This window comes from Rhizobium sp. BK316, assembly GCF_014193695.1.
Lineage (GTDB): Bacteria > Pseudomonadota > Alphaproteobacteria > Rhizobiales > Rhizobiaceae > Rhizobium.
In genome coordinates this window covers 680,760-696,214 of record NZ_JACHZR010000004.1, presented here as the reverse complement: position 1 = coordinate 696,214, position 15,455 = coordinate 680,760, and the positions used below count along the sequence as shown (strand labels likewise).

The following is a 15,455-nucleotide window of genomic DNA, read 5'->3' as shown; positions in this document are numbered from 1 at the left end:
TTTCGAGGCGGCGCCTGTTATAGAGGGAGGACTTTGCGGGGAGGGCCTCATGCCGAAACGGGATCTTGCGCGATTGATCGAGGCCTTTGATCGCCTCGCTGCCAGCGGCTTTAAGATGGGCGCGGAGTGGGAGGCGGTTCACGAAATCTGCCAGAACCATGAAGGCGAACAGCCCTTCGACTGGGGCCACGCGCTTTGTCATCGCGTCGAAGGCGACGACTGGAACGCCGGCTACTGGTATCGCCGCGCCGGCAAGACGGTCGGCGCGGGCACGATTGCCGAGGAGTGGACGGCGATGCGTCCGGAGCTTTCCGAAAAGCTCTGAAACTCTGTCGGCCGCGCAGCAACTTTGCTGCACGGCCAAGCTCTTGTCAGCCCTATCTGTTGTCGAGCTGCGACCTGACCAGTTTCAGCCCTCTGTCCGTGATCCGATAAGGCTGGCCGGCGGAAGATTTGATCGCCTTCAGCCGTTTCAGCTTACGGAAAAGCTCCAGACCGAAGCCGGGATAGACCCAGCCGTCGCGGGTGAAGCAGTTCACCGTTTCGATCTTCTTATTGTCGTCGCGGGTAATTTCGATACGGCCGCCCTGGGCCATAAGGTGCAGGATGCGCTGTTCTGCGCGCGAGATGTCCATTGCTGTTGATCCGGAAACACGCCTTAGTAAAGGCGCACAAAAACGATCTGGCGTTCGGGCTTGCCGATACGCCGCGGCTTCGTTTTTCGGGTCCATGCGCGCGAGCCTGTGCTTGCGGGCAGGGACCTTTACCGGGACTCAGACAGGTTAGACATAAAACACCTCTGGCGCGTCTTTTATCAGCAACCACGATCCGGTCAAGCCGGACGAGGCTTGCGCAGAAAAGCCGATCGAAATGCTTTCCCCTTTTATCTCATTGGAGGCACTGGAAAATTGCCCGACTCAATGGTCTACTCTCTCTCATAGAGCGGAGGTGCCATTGATCCACATTCGCAATGCCCGCGAAGGCGAAACGGAACTCTTGAGCGAAATCGGCTTACGAGCCTGGCAAAGAGCGATGGCATTGATCGGCGAATCGGACGCCATGACGGATGGAGCCCGCAGCGCCTTCCGGACTTTTGTGGACAATAACTGGCTGACCATCACTGTCGTCGAGCAGAACGGACAGGTTGCCGGTTGGGCTGCGCGCGAGGGGCTGGACGAGACGATTTCCGACTTCTGGATCGACCCGAGCTTCAACCGGCAGGGGCTCGGCACCGCTCTGCTGGAGCGTATCGAGGCCGATATTCTGGAGCAGGGCTTCGAGGAGGCGGCAATGCAGACCCACTCGGGAAATTCCGAGGCGATCGCCTTCTTTCAGAAGCACGGTTATTCGATCCACTGGCTCTCGGTCGCCTATAATCCGAAGCTCGATCGTGACGTACCGTCCGTCGGGCTCACCAAGCATCTCGGCCCGCAGGAGCCGGAAGGTTACGGCCCCGGTTTCTAACCGTTGAAAGCCTTGCACCGGCAGGCCATTTCCTTTACCTCACCAGTTGAAAAGAACAGCCTTCGAAGAGCATCTCATGACCATTGTCGACGTTCGCACGCCCGATCCGAAACGTTATATCCCCGGCGCCACTGGCGATTGGGAAGTCATCATCGGCATGGAAGTCCATGCCCAGGTGCTCTCCAATTCCAAGCTTTTCTCCGGCGCTTCGACGGAATTCGGCAAGCCGCAGAATTCGAATGTCTCGCTGGTCGATGCCGCCATGCCCGGCATGCTGCCCGTCATCAACGAGGAATGCGTCAAGCAGGCGGTGCGCACCGGTCTCGGCCTGAAGGCTGAGATCAACAAGCGCTCGGTCTTCGATCGCAAGAACTATTTCTATCCGGACCTGCCGCAGGGCTATCAGATCTCGCAGTATAAAGACCCAATCGTCGGCGAGGGCAAGATCGTCATCTCGCTCGGCCCGGATCGTCAGGGCCAGTTCGAGGATATCGAGATCGGTATCGAGCGCCTGCACCTGGAGCAGGATGCCGGCAAATCGATGCACGACCAGCATCCGACCATGTCTTATGTGGACCTCAACCGTTCGGGCGTGGCGCTGATGGAAATCGTCTCCAAGCCGGATATGCGCACCTCCGATGAGGCCAAGGCCTACATGACGAAGCTGCGCTCGATCGTGCGCTACCTCGGCACCTGCGACGGCAACATGGACGAAGGCTCCATGCGTGCCGACGTCAACGTCTCCGTGCGCCGCCCGGGTGAGCCTTTCGGCACGCGCTGCGAAATCAAGAACGTCAACTCCATCCGTTTCATCGGCCAGGCGATCGAATTCGAAGCCCGCCGGCAGATTGGCATTCTCGAGGATGGCGGCACGATCGATCAGGAAACCCGCCTGTTCGACGCGAACAAGGGCGAGACGCGGTCCATGCGCACCAAGGAAGATGCGCATGATTATCGCTATTTCCCCGATCCGGACCTGTTGCCGCTCGAATTCGACGACGCCTTCATCAGTGATCTGGCCCAACATCTGCCGGAACTGCCCGACGACAAGAAAGAGCGTTTCGTTCGCGAGCTCGGTCTCTCGATCTATGACGCTTCCGTGCTCGTCTCGGAAAAGGCGATTGCCGATTACTTCGAAGCTGTTGCCGAAGGCCGCGACGGCAAGACGGCTGCCAACTGGGTCATCAATGACCTGCTCGGCGCACTGAACCGCACCGGCAAGGATATCGAGGAGACGCCGGTTTCTCCGGCCCAGCTCGGTGCCATCATCGACCTCATCAAGGCTGAGACCATCTCCGGCAAGATCGCCAAGGACGTCTTCGAAATCATCCTCAACGAAGGCGGCGATCCCGCCGAGATCGTCGAAAGCCGCGGACTGAAGCAGGTGACGGACACCGGCGCGATCGAAAAGGCTGTCGATGAAATCATCGCCGCCAACCCGGATCAGGTTGCCAAGGTCAAGGCGAAGCCGACGCTTGCCGGCTGGTTCGTCGGTCAGGTCATGAAGTCGACCGGTGGCAAGGCCAACCCGCAGGCCGTGCAGGCTCTCGTCAAGGCTAAGCTCGGCATCGAGGAATAAGCTGAAGGCATTAGCCGAAGCGTGCGAAGCGGTTTTCGAATGGCCGATGCCGTAAGGAGAAGGTCTTGGTTTATTTCGTCCGAACGGCCAGCGAGCGCGATCTCGATAAGGTGCAAGCCCTCTTGGTCGAAAGCTTCCATGCCGCCTATGACGCCGGCTATGGTGCCGCAAAGGTCAACGAACTGGTCGCTCATCTCTTTTCGCCGGCTGCGCTGAAGGCGCGGCTGGCGAAGAAAAATGCCGAGTTTCTCGTCGCCGACGATGGCAGGGATATCGGCGGCATGGGCTATGCGGCGATGTCGGACGAAACGACGAAGACCGTCATGCTATATCTCCTCTATGTCCGACCCGGCCTGCATCGGCAGGGCATTGGCCGCGATATTTTCGCGGAGCTCGAAACCTGCTTCCCGGACGCAGAGATTATGCGGCTGGAAGTCGAGGTGCAGAACCACAAAGCCATCCATTTCTATGAGCGGCTCGGTTTCGTCGAAGCCGGCAGTAACGAGAACGACGGTCCCGGCCAGTCCGGCATCCCGACGCTGGTCCTCGAAAAGGTGCTCGAGCTCCACTGACATGGCATTTGGCGACATCATCATTCGCGAGGCGCGTGAAAGCGATCTGTCGGCCTTGATCGCAATGTTTGCCGCCGATCCGCTCGGCGGCCATGGGGATACGACCGATCCGAAGGCATATCCGGATTATATCAGCGCCTTTGCGACGATCGCTGCATCGCCGAACCAGACGCTCTATGTTGCCGAATGGAATGGAGAAGTCGTCGGCACCTTCCAGACGATGATCACCACCTCACTCAATGGACGCGGCTCGTCCGCCATGATCATCGAGGCGGTGCAGACGCGTGCCGATCTGCGTGGGCAGGGCATCGGTGCTCGGATGATCGAATTCGCCATTGCCGAGGCGAAAAGTCGCGGCGTGCGGCTCGTCCAGCTGACATCGAATGCAGTGCGCAAGGATGCCCATCGTTTCTATGAAAGGCTGGGTTTCAAGCCCTCGCATATCGGTTTCAAGATGGCTCTGAAATGACCGCCGTCTCAGTGGGAATCACTGGACAATTCGCCTTGGCGGCGGCATAAGCGAAAAAGCCTATCTGCTTTCGTCCGCGTCCTGCGGCCACGAGGAAAAGACATGATCAAGTTCCTGCTGCACACCTTCACCTGGTGGAACAATTACACTTTCGGCACGCTGTTCGCCCTTCGCGGCTTCAAGCGCGTTGGTGAAGACGAGTTGGGCAATGTCTATTACGAAGGCGGTCTTTCCTCCTACGGTCTGCCGAAGCGCTGGGTGATCTACAAGGGTTACGCCGAAGCGTCCGCCATCCCCCCGGGCTGGCACGGCTGGATGCATCACCGCACCGACGTTCCGCCGTCGAAGGAAAATTACGTTGCCAAGGAATGGCAGAAGCCCCACCGCGCCAACCCCACGGGTTCGCCGCAGGCCTATCGCCCGCCGGGCTCGCTCTCGGTTGCCGGCGAACGTCCGCGCGTGACCGGCGACTACGACGCATGGACACCTGGCAACTGAGAGTCAAGCAATCGATGGCGGGGTCTGCCCCGCGCTTTGGCCACAATTGACCTTTACCCGCAGGTTGGCCGCAATCGCGCGGCCGTGAACCTGATATGTGCTGGAGACGGGTAGATATGAAGCTTTCCCTGCGAAACATGGTCCTGCCGGCTGCGGGAACTGTATCGCTGTTGGCGCTTTCCGCCGCGCTTCTTTCCACTCCCGCGCAGGCTGCCCGTATCGATAATCCGGTCGCCGTCTTCTCCGGCCTCGACAAGATCACCGGCCGCATCACCACCTTCGATGTCTATGTCAACGAAACGGTCCAGTTTGGCGCGCTGCAGGTTACGCCGAAGGCGTGCTATTCGCGCGACCAGTCGGAAGCCCAGAAGATCGATGGTTTCGTCGAAGTCGACGAGATCACGCTGGACCGCAAGATCCGCCGCATCTTCACCGGCTGGATGTTTGCCGACAGCCCCGGCCTCAACGCCGTCGAGCATCCGATCTATGACGTCTGGCTGAAGGACTGCAAGCAGAACTCCGACGTCCCGCCACCGGACAGCGCTGGCGCGAAGTAAGAGCACACGCCTGATCGACCGGGCTTTCAGCTGCAAATAACTATCTACAGCAAGATGATGGCGGCGCCGGGTGCGTGTCGCATAAGATCCGTTCGATGCGACACGCCTGCTGATGCTGGCCGCTATGCGTTGGGCGTCTTGTTGCCGGTGAAGAGCTTCTTCACGAGGCCGACCGCCCCGCCAAATACCACAAAGACAAGGATCCACGCCTTCTTCAGAAAGGCAGCGGCGATTGCCAGCAGTCCGATCTTCGCGGCAACCTTGGCGCCAGCGCCTGCAGCGATCATGCCCGCCATCCCGTAGGCAGCGATCTTGTCGCCATCCACGTGATCGCTATAGGCCATTCCCTTGTCGAACTGGACGAGCTTGGTCACGGTCGGGACGGCGGTCTCGATTTCCTTCAACTGTTCGAGACCGGCAACGAAGTCGAACTGAAAGACGCCCTCACGGCCCAGCGTGCGCACGGAATAGTTCAGTGTATGCTGCGTGTTTCCATTCTCGTTGAACACCAAATCGCGTGCCCAGTGCAGGGCGTGTGCGGATTGGTCGTAATGCGGGGCAGAGGCCCAGCCGACGAGTGTCACCGTCGGAAAGCCCTGCTTCTGTCGCTCGGTATTGCTCTCCGAAATAGAGTCCTTGATGTTCTGCAGCAGTTCATCGTAGTCGATCGTCGCTGCGTCGGCATCCGATACATAGCCATCCGCGCTGAATTCGACGACCGAACCCCATGACCCGACATCAGTCGGGGAATATTGTGCAGGAAATAACATGCCCAACGCATCAGCCGCCGCGCCCGGAGGGTTGCCCCAGATATCGACGAGCACGGTCTTCGTATCTTCAGGGCTGAGATAGTAAAACCCATCCGGTACGTTCAGCGTTGCCTTCGCAGCCGGCAGCCTAATCGCCCCTTGCTGGAAGTCGAGCTTTTGCAGAACCGGCTTTTCTTGCTCGGAGAAATCCGTTCTGTTCGGAAACATTTCCTGATAGGGGCGGGAATTGGCTGTCCCGGCAGCCATGGCGAGCAGGATCGCTGCCGCAAAATATCGCTTCAAGATTTCACCCTCCGTTGCAGCCCGACCTTAAACTGATTGGTCGAAAAATCAACGCTGAGGTGAAAAATTCAACATTAAAACCTAAGGTGTGGCGATTCCATCGCCGCGGCGAGCATCAGCGCGTAATCCGCTTTCGGCACGTCAAGCGCCCCGAATGTTTTGAGATGCTCTGTCGTGAATTGCGTGTCGAGCAACGTGAAGTGCTGCCGCCTCAGATGCTCGACGAGATGGACGAGACAGATTTTCGAAGCGTCGGTTCGCCGCGAGAACATGCTTTCCCCGAAGAAGGCAGATCCGAGCGACACGCCATAGAGACCGCCGACGAGTTCATCGCCATCCCAGGCCTCGACAGAATGGGCATGGCCCATGCGGTGCAGGGCGGAATAGAGCGTCTTGATGGTTTCGTTGATCCAGGTGCTCGGCCGATCGGATGTCTCGCTGGCACAGGCGGTAATCACGGCATCGAAGTTACTGTTGAAGCGAATGTCGAAGGGCTTTTGGCGGACTGTCTTTCGAAGGCTTTTGGAGACGTGGAAACGATTATCCAGCGGCAGGACGCCGCGGATATCCGGCTCGACCCAGAAGATTTCCGGATCGTCAGCGGATTCGGCCATGGGAAACAGGCCGATAGAATAGGCGCGCAAGAGGATTTCCGGGGTAATACCTGGTGACTTCCTGCGCGCTCCTGCCATTCCTGTCCTATGCTGCCGGCTTGCTGTTGGCGAGATAGTTTTCCAGCCAGTGAATATCGTAGTCGCCGTTGGCGATATCCTGGTTGGAAACGAGATCCTGGAACAGTGGCAGCGTTGTCTTGATGCCGTCAACGACAAATTCATCGAGCGCACGGCGCAGGCGCATCATGCATTCGACACGCGTGCGGCCGTGAACGATCAGCTTGCCGATGAGGCTGTCGTAGTAAGGCGGGATCTTATAGCCCTGATAGGCGCCGGAATCGATGCGCACGCCAAGTCCGCCCGGTGCATGGAAATGCGTGATCGTGCCCGGTGAGGGCACGAAGGTGCGCGCGTCCTCGGCATTGATGCGGCATTCGATGGCGTGGCCCTGGAAATGCACCTCGTCCTGCGTGACAGACAGACCGCCGCCCGAAGCTACGCGGATCTGCTCATGCACGAGGTCGATGCCGGTAATGGCTTCGGTAACCGGATGCTCTACCTGCAGGCGAGTGTTCATTTCGATGAAATAGAACTCTCCGTTCTCGTAGAGGAACTCGATCGTGCCGGCGCCGCGGTATTTCAGCTTCTTCATGGCGTCAGCGCAAATCTGGCCGATCTTCTTGCGCTGTTCGACATTGAGGGCAGGCGAGTTTGCCTCTTCCCAGACCTTCTGGTGACGGCGCTGCAGCGAGCAGTCGCGTTCGCCGAGATGGATGGCATTGCCTTCGCCATCGCCGAACACCTGGATTTCGATGTGGCGTGGCTTTTCGAGGTATTTTTCCATGTAGACGGCGTCATTGCCGAAAGCGGCGGCCGCTTCGGTGCGGGCCGTCGACCAGGCTTCGATCAGGTCTGCTTCGGTCTTGGCAACCTTCATGCCGCGTCCGCCGCCGCCGGCCGTTGCCTTGATCAGCACCGGATAGCCGATATAGCCAGCCGTCTTCAGCGCATCCTCTTCGGTCTTCACTTCGCCGTCGGAGCCGGGAACGACGGGGATACCGAGTTCCTGTGCCGTCGTCTTGGCGGTGATCTTGTCGCCCATGATGCGGATGTGTTCCGCCGTCGGGCCGATGAAGGTGATGCCGTGGGCTTCGAGAATATCGGCGAATTTGGCATTTTCCGACAGGAAGCCGTAACCCGGATGTACGGCATCAGCGCCGGTGATTTCGCAGGCTGCGACGATCTGGTGGATGTTGAGATAGCTTTCGCGCGAAGGCGGCGGACCGATGCACACGCTCTCGTCGGCAAGGCGCACATGCATGGCGTCGGCATCGGCCGTCGAATGCACGGCGACACTTGCAATGCCGAGCTCCTTGCAGGCGCGCAGCACGCGAAGGGCGATCTCGCCGCGATTGGCTATGAGGATCTTCGAGATCATTGGCAAAGCCTTATTCGATGATGACGAGCGGCTGGCCGTATTCGACGGGCGAGCCGTCTTCGACGAGGATTTCCGTGACCTTGCCCGACTTCGGCGAGGGGATCTGGTTCATCGTCTTCATCGCTTCGATGATGAGCAGCGTCTGGCCTTCCTTGACGGTGGCGCCAAGTTCGATGAACGCGCGAGCGCCAGGGGCCGGGGCCATATAGGCCGTGCCGACCATCGGCGCGTTCACCGTGTTCGCCGGGTTACGGCCTGCCGCAGCGGGAGCAGCGGCAACCGCTACCGGGGCTGCTGCAGCTGCAGCCGGTGCTGCATAGGCGGGGGCCGCAATCGGCGCCTGGATGTACTGGGTCGTGCCTGCACGCGAAACGCGGATACGCAGATCTTCCTGTTCGACTTCGATCTCGGTCAGATCCGTGTCCTTGAGGATGTTGGCGAGATCGCGGATCAGTGCCTGATCGATACCGGATTTCTTTTCAGCCATGAGTGTTGCCCTGTCTTCTTCTTATGCCGTGATGTTCTTCAGCGCGCGGAGCGCCAGGATGTAGCTGTGAGGCCCGAAGCCGCAGATCACGCCTTTGCATGCCGGCGCGATCATCGACTTGTGACGGAATTCTTCCCGTGCATGCACATTGGATATGTGAAGTTCGATGACGGGAATGGAAATAGCACGGATCGCATCATGCAGCGCGACGGATGTGTGCGTATAGGCGCCTGCATTGATAGCAACGCCGAAAGCCTTTTCATTCGCTTCGTGGAACCAGTCCACCAGCGTGCCTTCGTGATTGCTCTGGCGGAAATCGATGTCGAATCCGAGTTCGCGGCCCGCAGCCTTGCAGTCCGCCTCTATGTCCTTGAGCGTCTTGCCGCCATAGATGCCAGGTTCTCGCTTGCCCAGCATATTCAGGTTGGGGCCGTTCAGGACGAAAATCGTTTGCGTCATCGAATGTTCCGTTTGGCGCACCGGCTCTTGATCCTCTCTGAATCAGGCGACCGTTACGCGGTTCATTGTATTCATCGCGCCCTGTGTCAGCCTTTCGACGGCAAAGGCACGGGAATGCGCGAGCGCCACCTATAGACTCCGCGCGGGCTTATTGAAAGCCCTTACAGAATCGGCAGCGGAGGTCGCGCCATGTTTGTCCACATGGCTGAAACGCTTCGATTTAGGCGATTTGATGGGCGCGGGTTCAGCAGCTCGTCTTGCCGCAGGCCCGCATGTTCTTCACCTTGGCTTCGAGATCGTTGAGGCCGACGGCGCCGGGCACCATTTCGTTACCGATCACATAGGACGGTGTACCGCTGATACCGAGATTGGCTGCAAGCTGATAAGTCGCCTGCACGATGCCATCGTTCGGGCTCTTTTTCATCTCCGCGCGGATCTTGTCTTCGCTGACGCCGAGAGAAGAGGCGACCCGGATTGCGGTGTCCTCGGAGGCGCGGCCATCGCTGCCGAGCAACGCGACGTGGAAATCGCCGTATTTTTCCGGCGCAAGGCGGCGGAAGGCATCCGCCACGCGGTGCGCCGCGACCGAATCCGGCCCGAGGATCGGGAATTCCTTCAGCACGAAGCGGACATTCTTATCCTTCTTCAACAAGGCCTGCATGTCGGGCAGGGCGTGGCGGCAATAGGTGCAGTTATAGTCGAAGAACTCGACGACGGTGACATCGCCTTTGGGATTGCCGAGCGTCACGTCGTCATTGGAATCGAAGATCCTGTCGGTATTGTTCTCGATGGCCATGGTGGCCTTCACCTGCTGGGCCATCTGCTGCTTTTTTTGCAGCGCGTCCTGCACGTCGAGCATGATCTCAGGATTTTCGATCAGGTACTGCTTGATGAATTCCCCCAGTTCCTTCTTCTGCTGGTCATCGAATGCAAATGCCTGAGCCGGAAGGGCTATAGAGGCTGCAAGCGCCAGCGCGGTGAGCGTTTTGGAGAAGAAGGCCATGGTATCCTCGTCGTCGGCTGATGGGTTTTCGAAGCGAAATTACCATTACCGGGTTAATGGGCTTGGATGCGTCCGCATCAAATTACGGCGCGTCGGGCCGCCATCAAACAGGAATTTTCCTCCGATCCAAGCCCTCGCGGGATTGTGATGAGCCGATTATTGCGGCAATTGTCTGGCCGTCATCTGAACCCAGGCAGGAAGTGATCGTGTTTTCCATCTCGAAACGCAGCGAAGTCGAACCGTTCCACGCCATGGATGTCCTGGCCGAGGCGACGAAGAGGCGCGCAGGCGGCCACCCCGTCATTTCCATGGCCGTCGGCCAGCCGTCGCATCCTGCACCCCAGTTGGCTCTTGAAGCCGCCCGCGCGGCGCTCGCCGAAGGGCGCATCGGTTATACGGATGCGCTCGGCACGGCACGGCTGAAACATGCGCTCGCCGAGCACTATCGCGATCGCCACGGCCTCGAGATCGCTCCTGCACGTATCGCGATCACAACCGGTTCGTCGGCCGCCTTCAATCTCGCCTTCCTGTCACTTTTCGATGCCGGCGATGCCGTCGCAATCGCCCGGCCGGGCTATCCCGCCTATCGTAACATCCTCGGCGCCCTTGGCCTCAATGTGGTCGAAGTGCCCGTTACCGCAGAAACGCATTTCACCCTGACGCCAGAAAGCCTCGAAGCGATCCAGACGGAAAAGGGCGTGAAGCTGACGGGCGTGCTGCTTGCCAGCCCCGCCAACCCGACCGGCACTGTCACCGGTCGCGATGGCCTGAAGGCGCTTGCTGCTTACTGCGACGCCAACGACATCGCCTTCATCTCCGACGAGATCTATCACGGCCTGACCTTTGCAGGAGAAGAGACGAGCGCGCTGGAGCTGACCGACGAAGCGATCGTGATCAACTCCTTCTCCAAATATTATTGCATGACCGGCTGGCGCATTGGCTGGATGGTGCTGCCCGAGCGGCTGGTGCGTCCGATCGAGCGCGTCGCCCAGAGCCTCTATATCTCTCCGCCGGAGCTTTCGCAGATCGCCGCCACCGCCGCCCTCGGTGCCGGCGATGAACTGGATGGCGTCAAGGCAAGCTATGCCGCCAATCGTGAACTGCTGCTCGACCGCCTGCCGAAGATCGGTCTTGCGCCGGCGTCACCGATGGACGGCGCCTTTTACGCTTATGTGGATGTTGCGCGCTTCACCAATGACAGCATGGATTTCGCGCGGCGCATGCTGGCGGAGATCAATGTCGCCGCCACCCCCGGCCTCGATTTCGATCCGGTTGAAGGACCGCATACGCTGCGCATCTCCTATGCCGGTTCGGAGGCCGAGATCGCCGAGGCGCTGGAGCGCATCGGCGTCTGGCTGAGGTAGGCGTTTTCAGTCCCGGTATTCCGGGGCCTGCCGGTCGAGAACACGCCTGACGCTTTCGAGATGCAGGCGCGCACTTTCCGGATCGCCTTCCCGCATCTGCTTTGCGGCCTGTTCGGCGATATCGGTCGGCACAGCAATCAATTGCCGCCCGGTGCTCATCGCCTTGAGCTGAACCTCTGCAGCGCGCTCAAGATAATAGAGGTCGTCCCAGGCTTCGGCGATGTTTGGCGCGCAGACCATGACGCCATGGTTCTTCATGAACAGGATGTCCTTGTCGCCAAGCACGGCCGCGATCCTGTCGCCCTCGCGCTCATCGAGCGCCAGTCCGTTATAGTTTTCATCGACCGCGACGCGGCCATAGAATTTCAGCGACGTCTGACCGGCCCAGACGAAGGGTTCACCCTCGACCATGCTGAGCGCGGTCGCGTTCGGCATATGCGTATGGAAGGCGGCACCGACGCGCGGCGACATCTTGTGCAGGCGGGCATGGATGAAGAAGGCGGTCGCTTCCGGCACACCGTCGCCGGCGATGACATTGCCATCGAAATCGCAGATCAGCAGAGACGAAGCGGTGGCCTCCTGAAAGGCCCAACCGAGCCTGTTGACCAGGAAGAGATCGGGATGGCTGGGCACGACGGCCGAGAAATGATTGCAGATGCCTTCCTCGAGCCCGAGCCGCGCGGCCATTCTGAGGCAGGCCGCCAAATCGACGCGCGCCTGCCAAATCTCGTCCGTATCGAGCGGCAAATTGCGCAATATCGCGGGCTGTCCTTTCGCAAGGTTCAGTTCATGAGCCATGTCTTGTCTCCAATCGCGTCAATTACATCCAGCCGTTTGCGGCAAATAGGCCAGGCACCTTGTTGAGCGTCGGCACGATCTCGTTGGGACGGTAATCGCTGAGCGGCTTCCGTCCCGTGCCGCGATCCACCCAGATCGCACGAAAACCGAGTTCGCGCGCGGCGGCAAGGTCAAGATGCGGGCTGGCGCAGATATGCACGAGATCATCCATGCCTATGTCGAGTGTTTTCCAGGCATGCCGGAAGATCTGTGGCGACGGCTTATAGGCTTCCGCTTGTTCAGCGGTGATCACCCGGTCGATGAGGCCGCCGAGCTGTGCGACATTGCCGGCAATGATCGCGTCGTCCGTATTCGAGATAATGGCGAGCCGGAACCCGGCAGTCTTCAGCTCGTCGAGCGTTTTGACGACTTCGGGGAAGGGCGGCATCCGGCCGATCGATGACGTCAGCAGATCGGCATCGGCAGTGTTGAACGGCAGGCCGAACTCGTTCATTGCCAGTTCCAATGCAAGGGCGGTGACTTGGCCGAAGGATCGGTGCGGCTTCTGCTGTTCCAGTTCATGCTCGTATCGGTCGTAGACAGCAATGAAGGCCGACTGGTCGATATCGCCGCCCTTTGCCGACAGGATCGCATCCATCGCGGCAAGCAGCCCTTCATCCCACTGGATCAGCGTGCCGTAACAGTCGAATGTCAGCCAGCTCGGCCGATTTCCGGGAAGTGTCATCTGTCGTCTCCATGATTTTCGCCATGTTGACAAAGAATGGAGTCATTGAGAAATTAAATGTTGTAATTTCACATAGTGGAAAATCGAATGAGCTTCGCTTTCGACCTCGATCTTCTTCGCACCTTTGCAGCCGTGGTCGACGCCGGCGGCTTCACGCGTGCGGCCGAGCGCGTTCACCTCACCCAGTCCACTGTCAGCCAGCAGATCAAAAAGCTTGAGGCCAATATCGGTCGCACCCTGCTGCTGCGCGACAAGTCGACGGGTGGCATCCAGACGACCGAGGAGGGCGAAGTGCTCCTGAGCTATGCGCGACGTCTGCTGGCGACGGCAGAAGAGGCAATGGACGTCATGCGCAAGCCCACTGCGCCCAAGACCGTCAGGCTTGGTGTTCCCGAGGATTTTGCCGGCCGCAGGCTCATTGATCTTCTCTCCGGTTTTTCTGCTGCCTCATCGCATATAAGGCTCGACACTGTCAGCGGATGGAGCGTCGAGCTTCGCCGCCTCCTCGACGCCGGCGAAATCGATCTGGCGCTGATCAAACGCGAGCCCGGCGACGGCGCCTGTCTGGCCAGTTGGGAGGAAGAGCTGGTCTGGGTCGAGAGCATGAACCGGCCGGTAAAGGACGATGAGACGGTGCCGCTCGCGGTTTTTCCTGTTGGATGTATCTATCGCGAACGGTCGATCCGATTCATCGAGCGCAGCGGGCGGCGTTGGCGCATTGCCTATACGAGCCAGGGTTTGATGGGAGTTCAGGCCGCAGTCGCTTCCGGCCTCGGCATCAGCCTGCTGCCATCGGATGCCGTCTTGCCTGAACATCGCCGGCTTACAGCGGCAGATGGGTTCGATCCGCAGCCGGCATCCGAACTTGCGCTCGTCAGGGGAAAGCTGCGCCTCTCGGCGGAGAGCCGGTCGCTGGCCGATTTCCTCGCGGCCAGTCTTTAGGTTCGCGACGAGAAGAGCGAAGCGAGCGTCGAAGCAGGCTTGTTGTTCATCCGGGGCACGACGACGAGCTGCCTGATATCGCCGCGCTTGTAGGCGGCGAGGAAACGCTTGTAATCCTTGAAGGAAATGCAGCCGTTGGAATCGCCGTTCTTCCCAAGCATGTAGGTGTGTGCCAGCAGGCCGACGCGGTTGAAGATCGCGTCCGAACCCTGCACCGGCGTCAGGCGAATGGCCGCTACGCCATGGAACAAGGCTTCACGCATGGTCAGATTATAGGTGTGCGGCGGCGTCGGTCCGCGCATCTTCTGATCGATGTAGCGTGGGTTGTCGCGCATCTTTCCGAGGCCGGAATGGGCCTCCAGCCGCTCGCCGTTCGGCAGGTAGACCGTAGCGTTTTCGATGTCGTAGATCGCAACACCGGCGCGCAGGCGCGGCGAAAAGACCGGCTTATCGTAGCGCGGCACTGCATCGTCTTGGTCATCCTCGATCGGCGAGTTTGGCTTGGCATAAGCAAGCACAGGCTCGGCAGCGCGCGGCGAACCCTTGGAGGCCGGAGCCGGCTTGCCGACGAGGCCATCGGGCCGCGCCATCGGCAGCGGTACGGAATCTTCATCGGGCGCCAGAACCAGATCGAAAGGCCGCGGGCTGCTGTCTGCCTCGGCAACGTCCACCTCTGCCGGCTTGCCGGCAGCAGGAGCGGCAGCCCGATTGACCGGCGCCGGCTCGACCGGAACGGGCGTCACGCGAGGTCCGGCTTCGGCAAGCGCGAGCGTTGCCGGCATTTCGGCAGCAGCAACGGCTTCCTTCGACGGAATGATGATCCTGTCATCGACGTCAGACGCAGCGGAAGCGGTTTCGACGACGGTTGGCGGCGCCTTGAGCGTGTCGTCCTTGTTGAAGCGCGGATTGTCGGAGAGGGCAACCGGCTGAAGTTGCGCGACGGCAATGGGAAGGCGGTTGGTTTTCGCAAGTGCCAGGATTGCATTCGAGGCAGCCGATGTCTTCTCCGCATGCGACTGGATCAACTGGGCCGTCAAAGGCACAACCGGCTTGGCGTCGAATGCCGCAAGCCGCGAAGCCTTGTTCACGTGGATGAGGCGCTCATGCGCAACGGCAACAGGTGTTGCCTTCGGCGCAGCCGTGACCTGAGCAATCTCCTTTCGGGAGGAGAACGGCATCGGCACGGATTGCATCGTCGCAACAGCGCCGATGAGCCACGTGGAGGTCAAAAGTCCGGCGATTGCGATGCCGGTAAGAAAACCGCGAGATCTGCCCGAACGAACAGGGGATCCGCCAAAAGGGGCGACGTTATTGAACGTCCCTACTGCAAACGCCATACTCTACTCGTCTTCCAAAACTCGCTACGCAGGCCGGCAACACTGACTACTGATCTATGCCGGAGCCGCTAACTGCCCAAAAAGGCCGAATTTTGGCC

General features: G+C 59.8%; 19 protein-coding genes. 9 read left to right on the top strand and 10 right to left on the bottom strand.

Annotation, left to right across the window (positions count from 1 at the left end; translation table 11 throughout):
• Window positions 1-49: 49 nt before the first annotated feature.
• The gene (locus tag FHT87_RS22250) at window positions 50-325 is read left to right on the top strand and encodes a hypothetical protein (protein WP_183729691.1); all 276 of its coding nucleotides are present in this window, start codon (window positions 50-52) and stop codon (window positions 323-325) included.
• 52 nt (window positions 326-377) lie between these two features.
• Here the strand turns inward: FHT87_RS22250 and FHT87_RS22245 are convergent, their stop codons facing one another.
• Entirely contained in the window at window positions 378-635 is a 258-nt protein-coding gene (locus FHT87_RS22245; protein ID WP_183804879.1) for a YjhX family toxin, read from the bottom strand.
• 319 nt (window positions 636-954) lie between these two features.
• Here FHT87_RS22245 and FHT87_RS22240 point away from each other — a divergent pair, with 319 nt between their 5' ends.
• The 6 genes from FHT87_RS22240 to FHT87_RS22215 all read left to right on the top strand — a co-directional run bounded on the left by FHT87_RS22240 (window position 955) and on the right by FHT87_RS22215 (window position 5,139).
• Window positions 955-1,464 (top strand): GNAT family N-acetyltransferase, encoded by a 510-nt coding sequence (locus FHT87_RS22240; protein WP_183804877.1) that lies wholly within the window; start codon window positions 955-957, stop codon window positions 1,462-1,464.
• 76 nt (window positions 1,465-1,540) lie between these two features.
• Entirely contained in the window at window positions 1,541-3,043 is a 1,503-nt protein-coding gene (gatB, locus tag FHT87_RS22235; RefSeq protein WP_183729683.1) for an Asp-tRNA(Asn)/Glu-tRNA(Gln) amidotransferase subunit GatB, read from the top strand.
• A gap of 65 nt (window positions 3,044-3,108) precedes the next feature.
• Window positions 3,109-3,615, top strand: coding sequence for a GNAT family N-acetyltransferase (locus FHT87_RS22230; RefSeq protein ID WP_183804875.1), 507 nt, complete (start codon window positions 3,109-3,111; stop codon window positions 3,613-3,615).
• Between the two features lies 1 nt (window position 3,616).
• A complete protein-coding gene (locus FHT87_RS22225; RefSeq protein ID WP_183804873.1) occupies window positions 3,617-4,084 on the top strand; it encodes a GNAT family N-acetyltransferase in 468 nt (155 codons plus the stop codon).
• A gap of 102 nt (window positions 4,085-4,186) precedes the next feature.
• A complete protein-coding gene (locus FHT87_RS22220; protein ID WP_183804871.1) occupies window positions 4,187-4,582 on the top strand; it encodes an NADH:ubiquinone oxidoreductase subunit NDUFA12 in 396 nt (131 codons plus the stop codon).
• Between the two features lie 116 nt (window positions 4,583-4,698).
• Complete coding sequence (locus FHT87_RS22215; RefSeq protein ID WP_183729673.1) at window positions 4,699-5,139, top strand: DUF2155 domain-containing protein; 441 nt, start codon at window positions 4,699-4,701, stop codon at window positions 5,137-5,139.
• A gap of 122 nt (window positions 5,140-5,261) precedes the next feature.
• On the opposite strand, the gene FHT87_RS22210 is transcribed toward FHT87_RS22215, so the two are convergent.
• The 6 genes from FHT87_RS22210 to FHT87_RS22185 all read right to left on the bottom strand — a co-directional run bounded on the left by FHT87_RS22210 (window position 5,262) and on the right by FHT87_RS22185 (window position 10,192).
• Window positions 5,262-6,191 carry a DUF2167 domain-containing protein gene (locus tag FHT87_RS22210; protein ID WP_183804869.1) on the bottom strand — a complete coding sequence of 310 codons (930 nt, stop codon included), beginning with the start codon at window positions 6,189-6,191 and terminating at the stop codon, window positions 5,262-5,264.
• A 74-nt stretch (window positions 6,192-6,265) separates the two neighbouring features.
• Window positions 6,266-6,883 carry a leucyl/phenylalanyl-tRNA--protein transferase gene (gene aat, locus FHT87_RS22205; protein WP_183804867.1) on the bottom strand — a complete coding sequence of 206 codons (618 nt, stop codon included), beginning with the start codon at window positions 6,881-6,883 and terminating at the stop codon, window positions 6,266-6,268.
• A gap of 7 nt (window positions 6,884-6,890) precedes the next feature.
• The gene (gene accC / locus FHT87_RS22200; protein ID WP_183729663.1) at window positions 6,891-8,243 is read right to left on the bottom strand and encodes an acetyl-CoA carboxylase biotin carboxylase subunit; all 1,353 of its coding nucleotides are present in this window, start codon (window positions 8,241-8,243) and stop codon (window positions 6,891-6,893) included.
• 10 nt (window positions 8,244-8,253) lie between these two features.
• A complete protein-coding gene (gene accB, locus FHT87_RS22195; protein WP_183729660.1) occupies window positions 8,254-8,730 on the bottom strand; it encodes an acetyl-CoA carboxylase biotin carboxyl carrier protein in 477 nt (158 codons plus the stop codon).
• 21 nt (window positions 8,731-8,751) lie between these two features.
• Window positions 8,752-9,189 (bottom strand): type II 3-dehydroquinate dehydratase, encoded by a 438-nt coding sequence (aroQ, locus tag FHT87_RS22190; protein WP_183804865.1) that lies wholly within the window; start codon window positions 9,187-9,189, stop codon window positions 8,752-8,754.
• Window positions 9,190-9,433: 244 nt separating this feature from the next.
• Entirely contained in the window at window positions 9,434-10,192 is a 759-nt protein-coding gene (locus FHT87_RS22185; RefSeq protein WP_183804863.1) for a DsbA family protein, read from the bottom strand.
• A 206-nt stretch (window positions 10,193-10,398) separates the two neighbouring features.
• Between FHT87_RS22185 and FHT87_RS22180 the strand changes: the two genes are divergently transcribed.
• Window positions 10,399-11,556: an aminotransferase class I/II-fold pyridoxal phosphate-dependent enzyme gene (locus FHT87_RS22180; protein WP_183729651.1), complete on the top strand. Its 1,158-nt coding sequence runs from the start codon at window positions 10,399-10,401 to the stop codon at window positions 11,554-11,556.
• Window positions 11,557-11,562: 6 nt separating this feature from the next.
• Here the strand turns inward: FHT87_RS22180 and FHT87_RS22175 are convergent, their stop codons facing one another.
• Window positions 11,563-12,354, bottom strand: a complete 792-nt coding sequence (locus tag FHT87_RS22175) for an aldolase (protein ID WP_183729648.1) — start codon at window positions 12,352-12,354, stop codon at window positions 11,563-11,565.
• Window positions 12,355-12,376: 22 nt separating this feature from the next.
• Entirely contained in the window at window positions 12,377-13,078 is a 702-nt protein-coding gene (locus FHT87_RS22170; protein WP_183729645.1) for a haloacid dehalogenase type II, read from the bottom strand.
• Between the two features lie 87 nt (window positions 13,079-13,165).
• Between FHT87_RS22170 and FHT87_RS22165 the strand changes: the two genes are divergently transcribed.
• A complete protein-coding gene (locus tag FHT87_RS22165; RefSeq protein WP_183729642.1) occupies window positions 13,166-14,020 on the top strand; it encodes a LysR family transcriptional regulator in 855 nt (284 codons plus the stop codon).
• On the opposite strand, the gene FHT87_RS22160 is transcribed toward FHT87_RS22165, so the two are convergent.
• Complete coding sequence (locus FHT87_RS22160; RefSeq protein WP_183729639.1) at window positions 14,017-15,357, bottom strand: tlde1 domain-containing protein; 1,341 nt, start codon at window positions 15,355-15,357, stop codon at window positions 14,017-14,019. The two genes, FHT87_RS22165 and FHT87_RS22160, sit on opposite strands and share 4 nt — an antisense overlap.
• Window positions 15,358-15,455: the final 98 nt, after the last annotated feature.

Bases quoted from the DNA above. Each gene is read 5' to 3' on its own strand.
- FHT87_RS22185 (WP_183804863.1), bottom strand. From the start codon at position 10,192: ATGGCCTTCTTCTCCAAAACGCTCACCGCGCTGGCGCTTGCAGCCTCT.
- aroQ (WP_183804865.1), bottom strand. From the start codon at position 9,189: ATGACGCAAACGATTTTCGTCCTGAACGGCCCCAACCTGAATATGCTG.
- FHT87_RS22160 (WP_183729639.1), bottom strand. From the start codon at position 15,357: ATGGCGTTTGCAGTAGGGACGTTCAATAACGTCGCCCCTTTTGGCGGA.
- accB (WP_183729660.1), bottom strand. From the start codon at position 8,730: ATGGCTGAAAAGAAATCCGGTATCGATCAGGCACTGATCCGCGATCTC.
- FHT87_RS22225 (WP_183804873.1), top strand. From the start codon at position 3,617: ATGGCATTTGGCGACATCATCATTCGCGAGGCGCGTGAAAGCGATCTG.
- FHT87_RS22245 (WP_183804879.1), bottom strand. From the start codon at position 635: ATGGACATCTCGCGCGCAGAACAGCGCATCCTGCACCTTATGGCCCAG.
- FHT87_RS22215 (WP_183729673.1), top strand. From the start codon at position 4,699: ATGAAGCTTTCCCTGCGAAACATGGTCCTGCCGGCTGCGGGAACTGTA.
- gatB (WP_183729683.1), top strand. From the start codon at position 1,541: ATGACCATTGTCGACGTTCGCACGCCCGATCCGAAACGTTATATCCCC.
- FHT87_RS22250 (WP_183729691.1), top strand. From the start codon at position 50: ATGCCGAAACGGGATCTTGCGCGATTGATCGAGGCCTTTGATCGCCTC.
- FHT87_RS22170 (WP_183729645.1), bottom strand. From the start codon at position 13,078: ATGACACTTCCCGGAAATCGGCCGAGCTGGCTGACATTCGACTGTTAC.
- accC (WP_183729663.1), bottom strand. From the start codon at position 8,243: ATGATCTCGAAGATCCTCATAGCCAATCGCGGCGAGATCGCCCTTCGC.
- FHT87_RS22165 (WP_183729642.1), top strand. From the start codon at position 13,166: ATGAGCTTCGCTTTCGACCTCGATCTTCTTCGCACCTTTGCAGCCGTG.
- aat (WP_183804867.1), bottom strand. From the start codon at position 6,883: ATGGCAGGAGCGCGCAGGAAGTCACCAGGTATTACCCCGGAAATCCTC.
- FHT87_RS22175 (WP_183729648.1), bottom strand. From the start codon at position 12,354: ATGGCTCATGAACTGAACCTTGCGAAAGGACAGCCCGCGATATTGCGC.
- FHT87_RS22220 (WP_183804871.1), top strand. From the start codon at position 4,187: ATGATCAAGTTCCTGCTGCACACCTTCACCTGGTGGAACAATTACACT.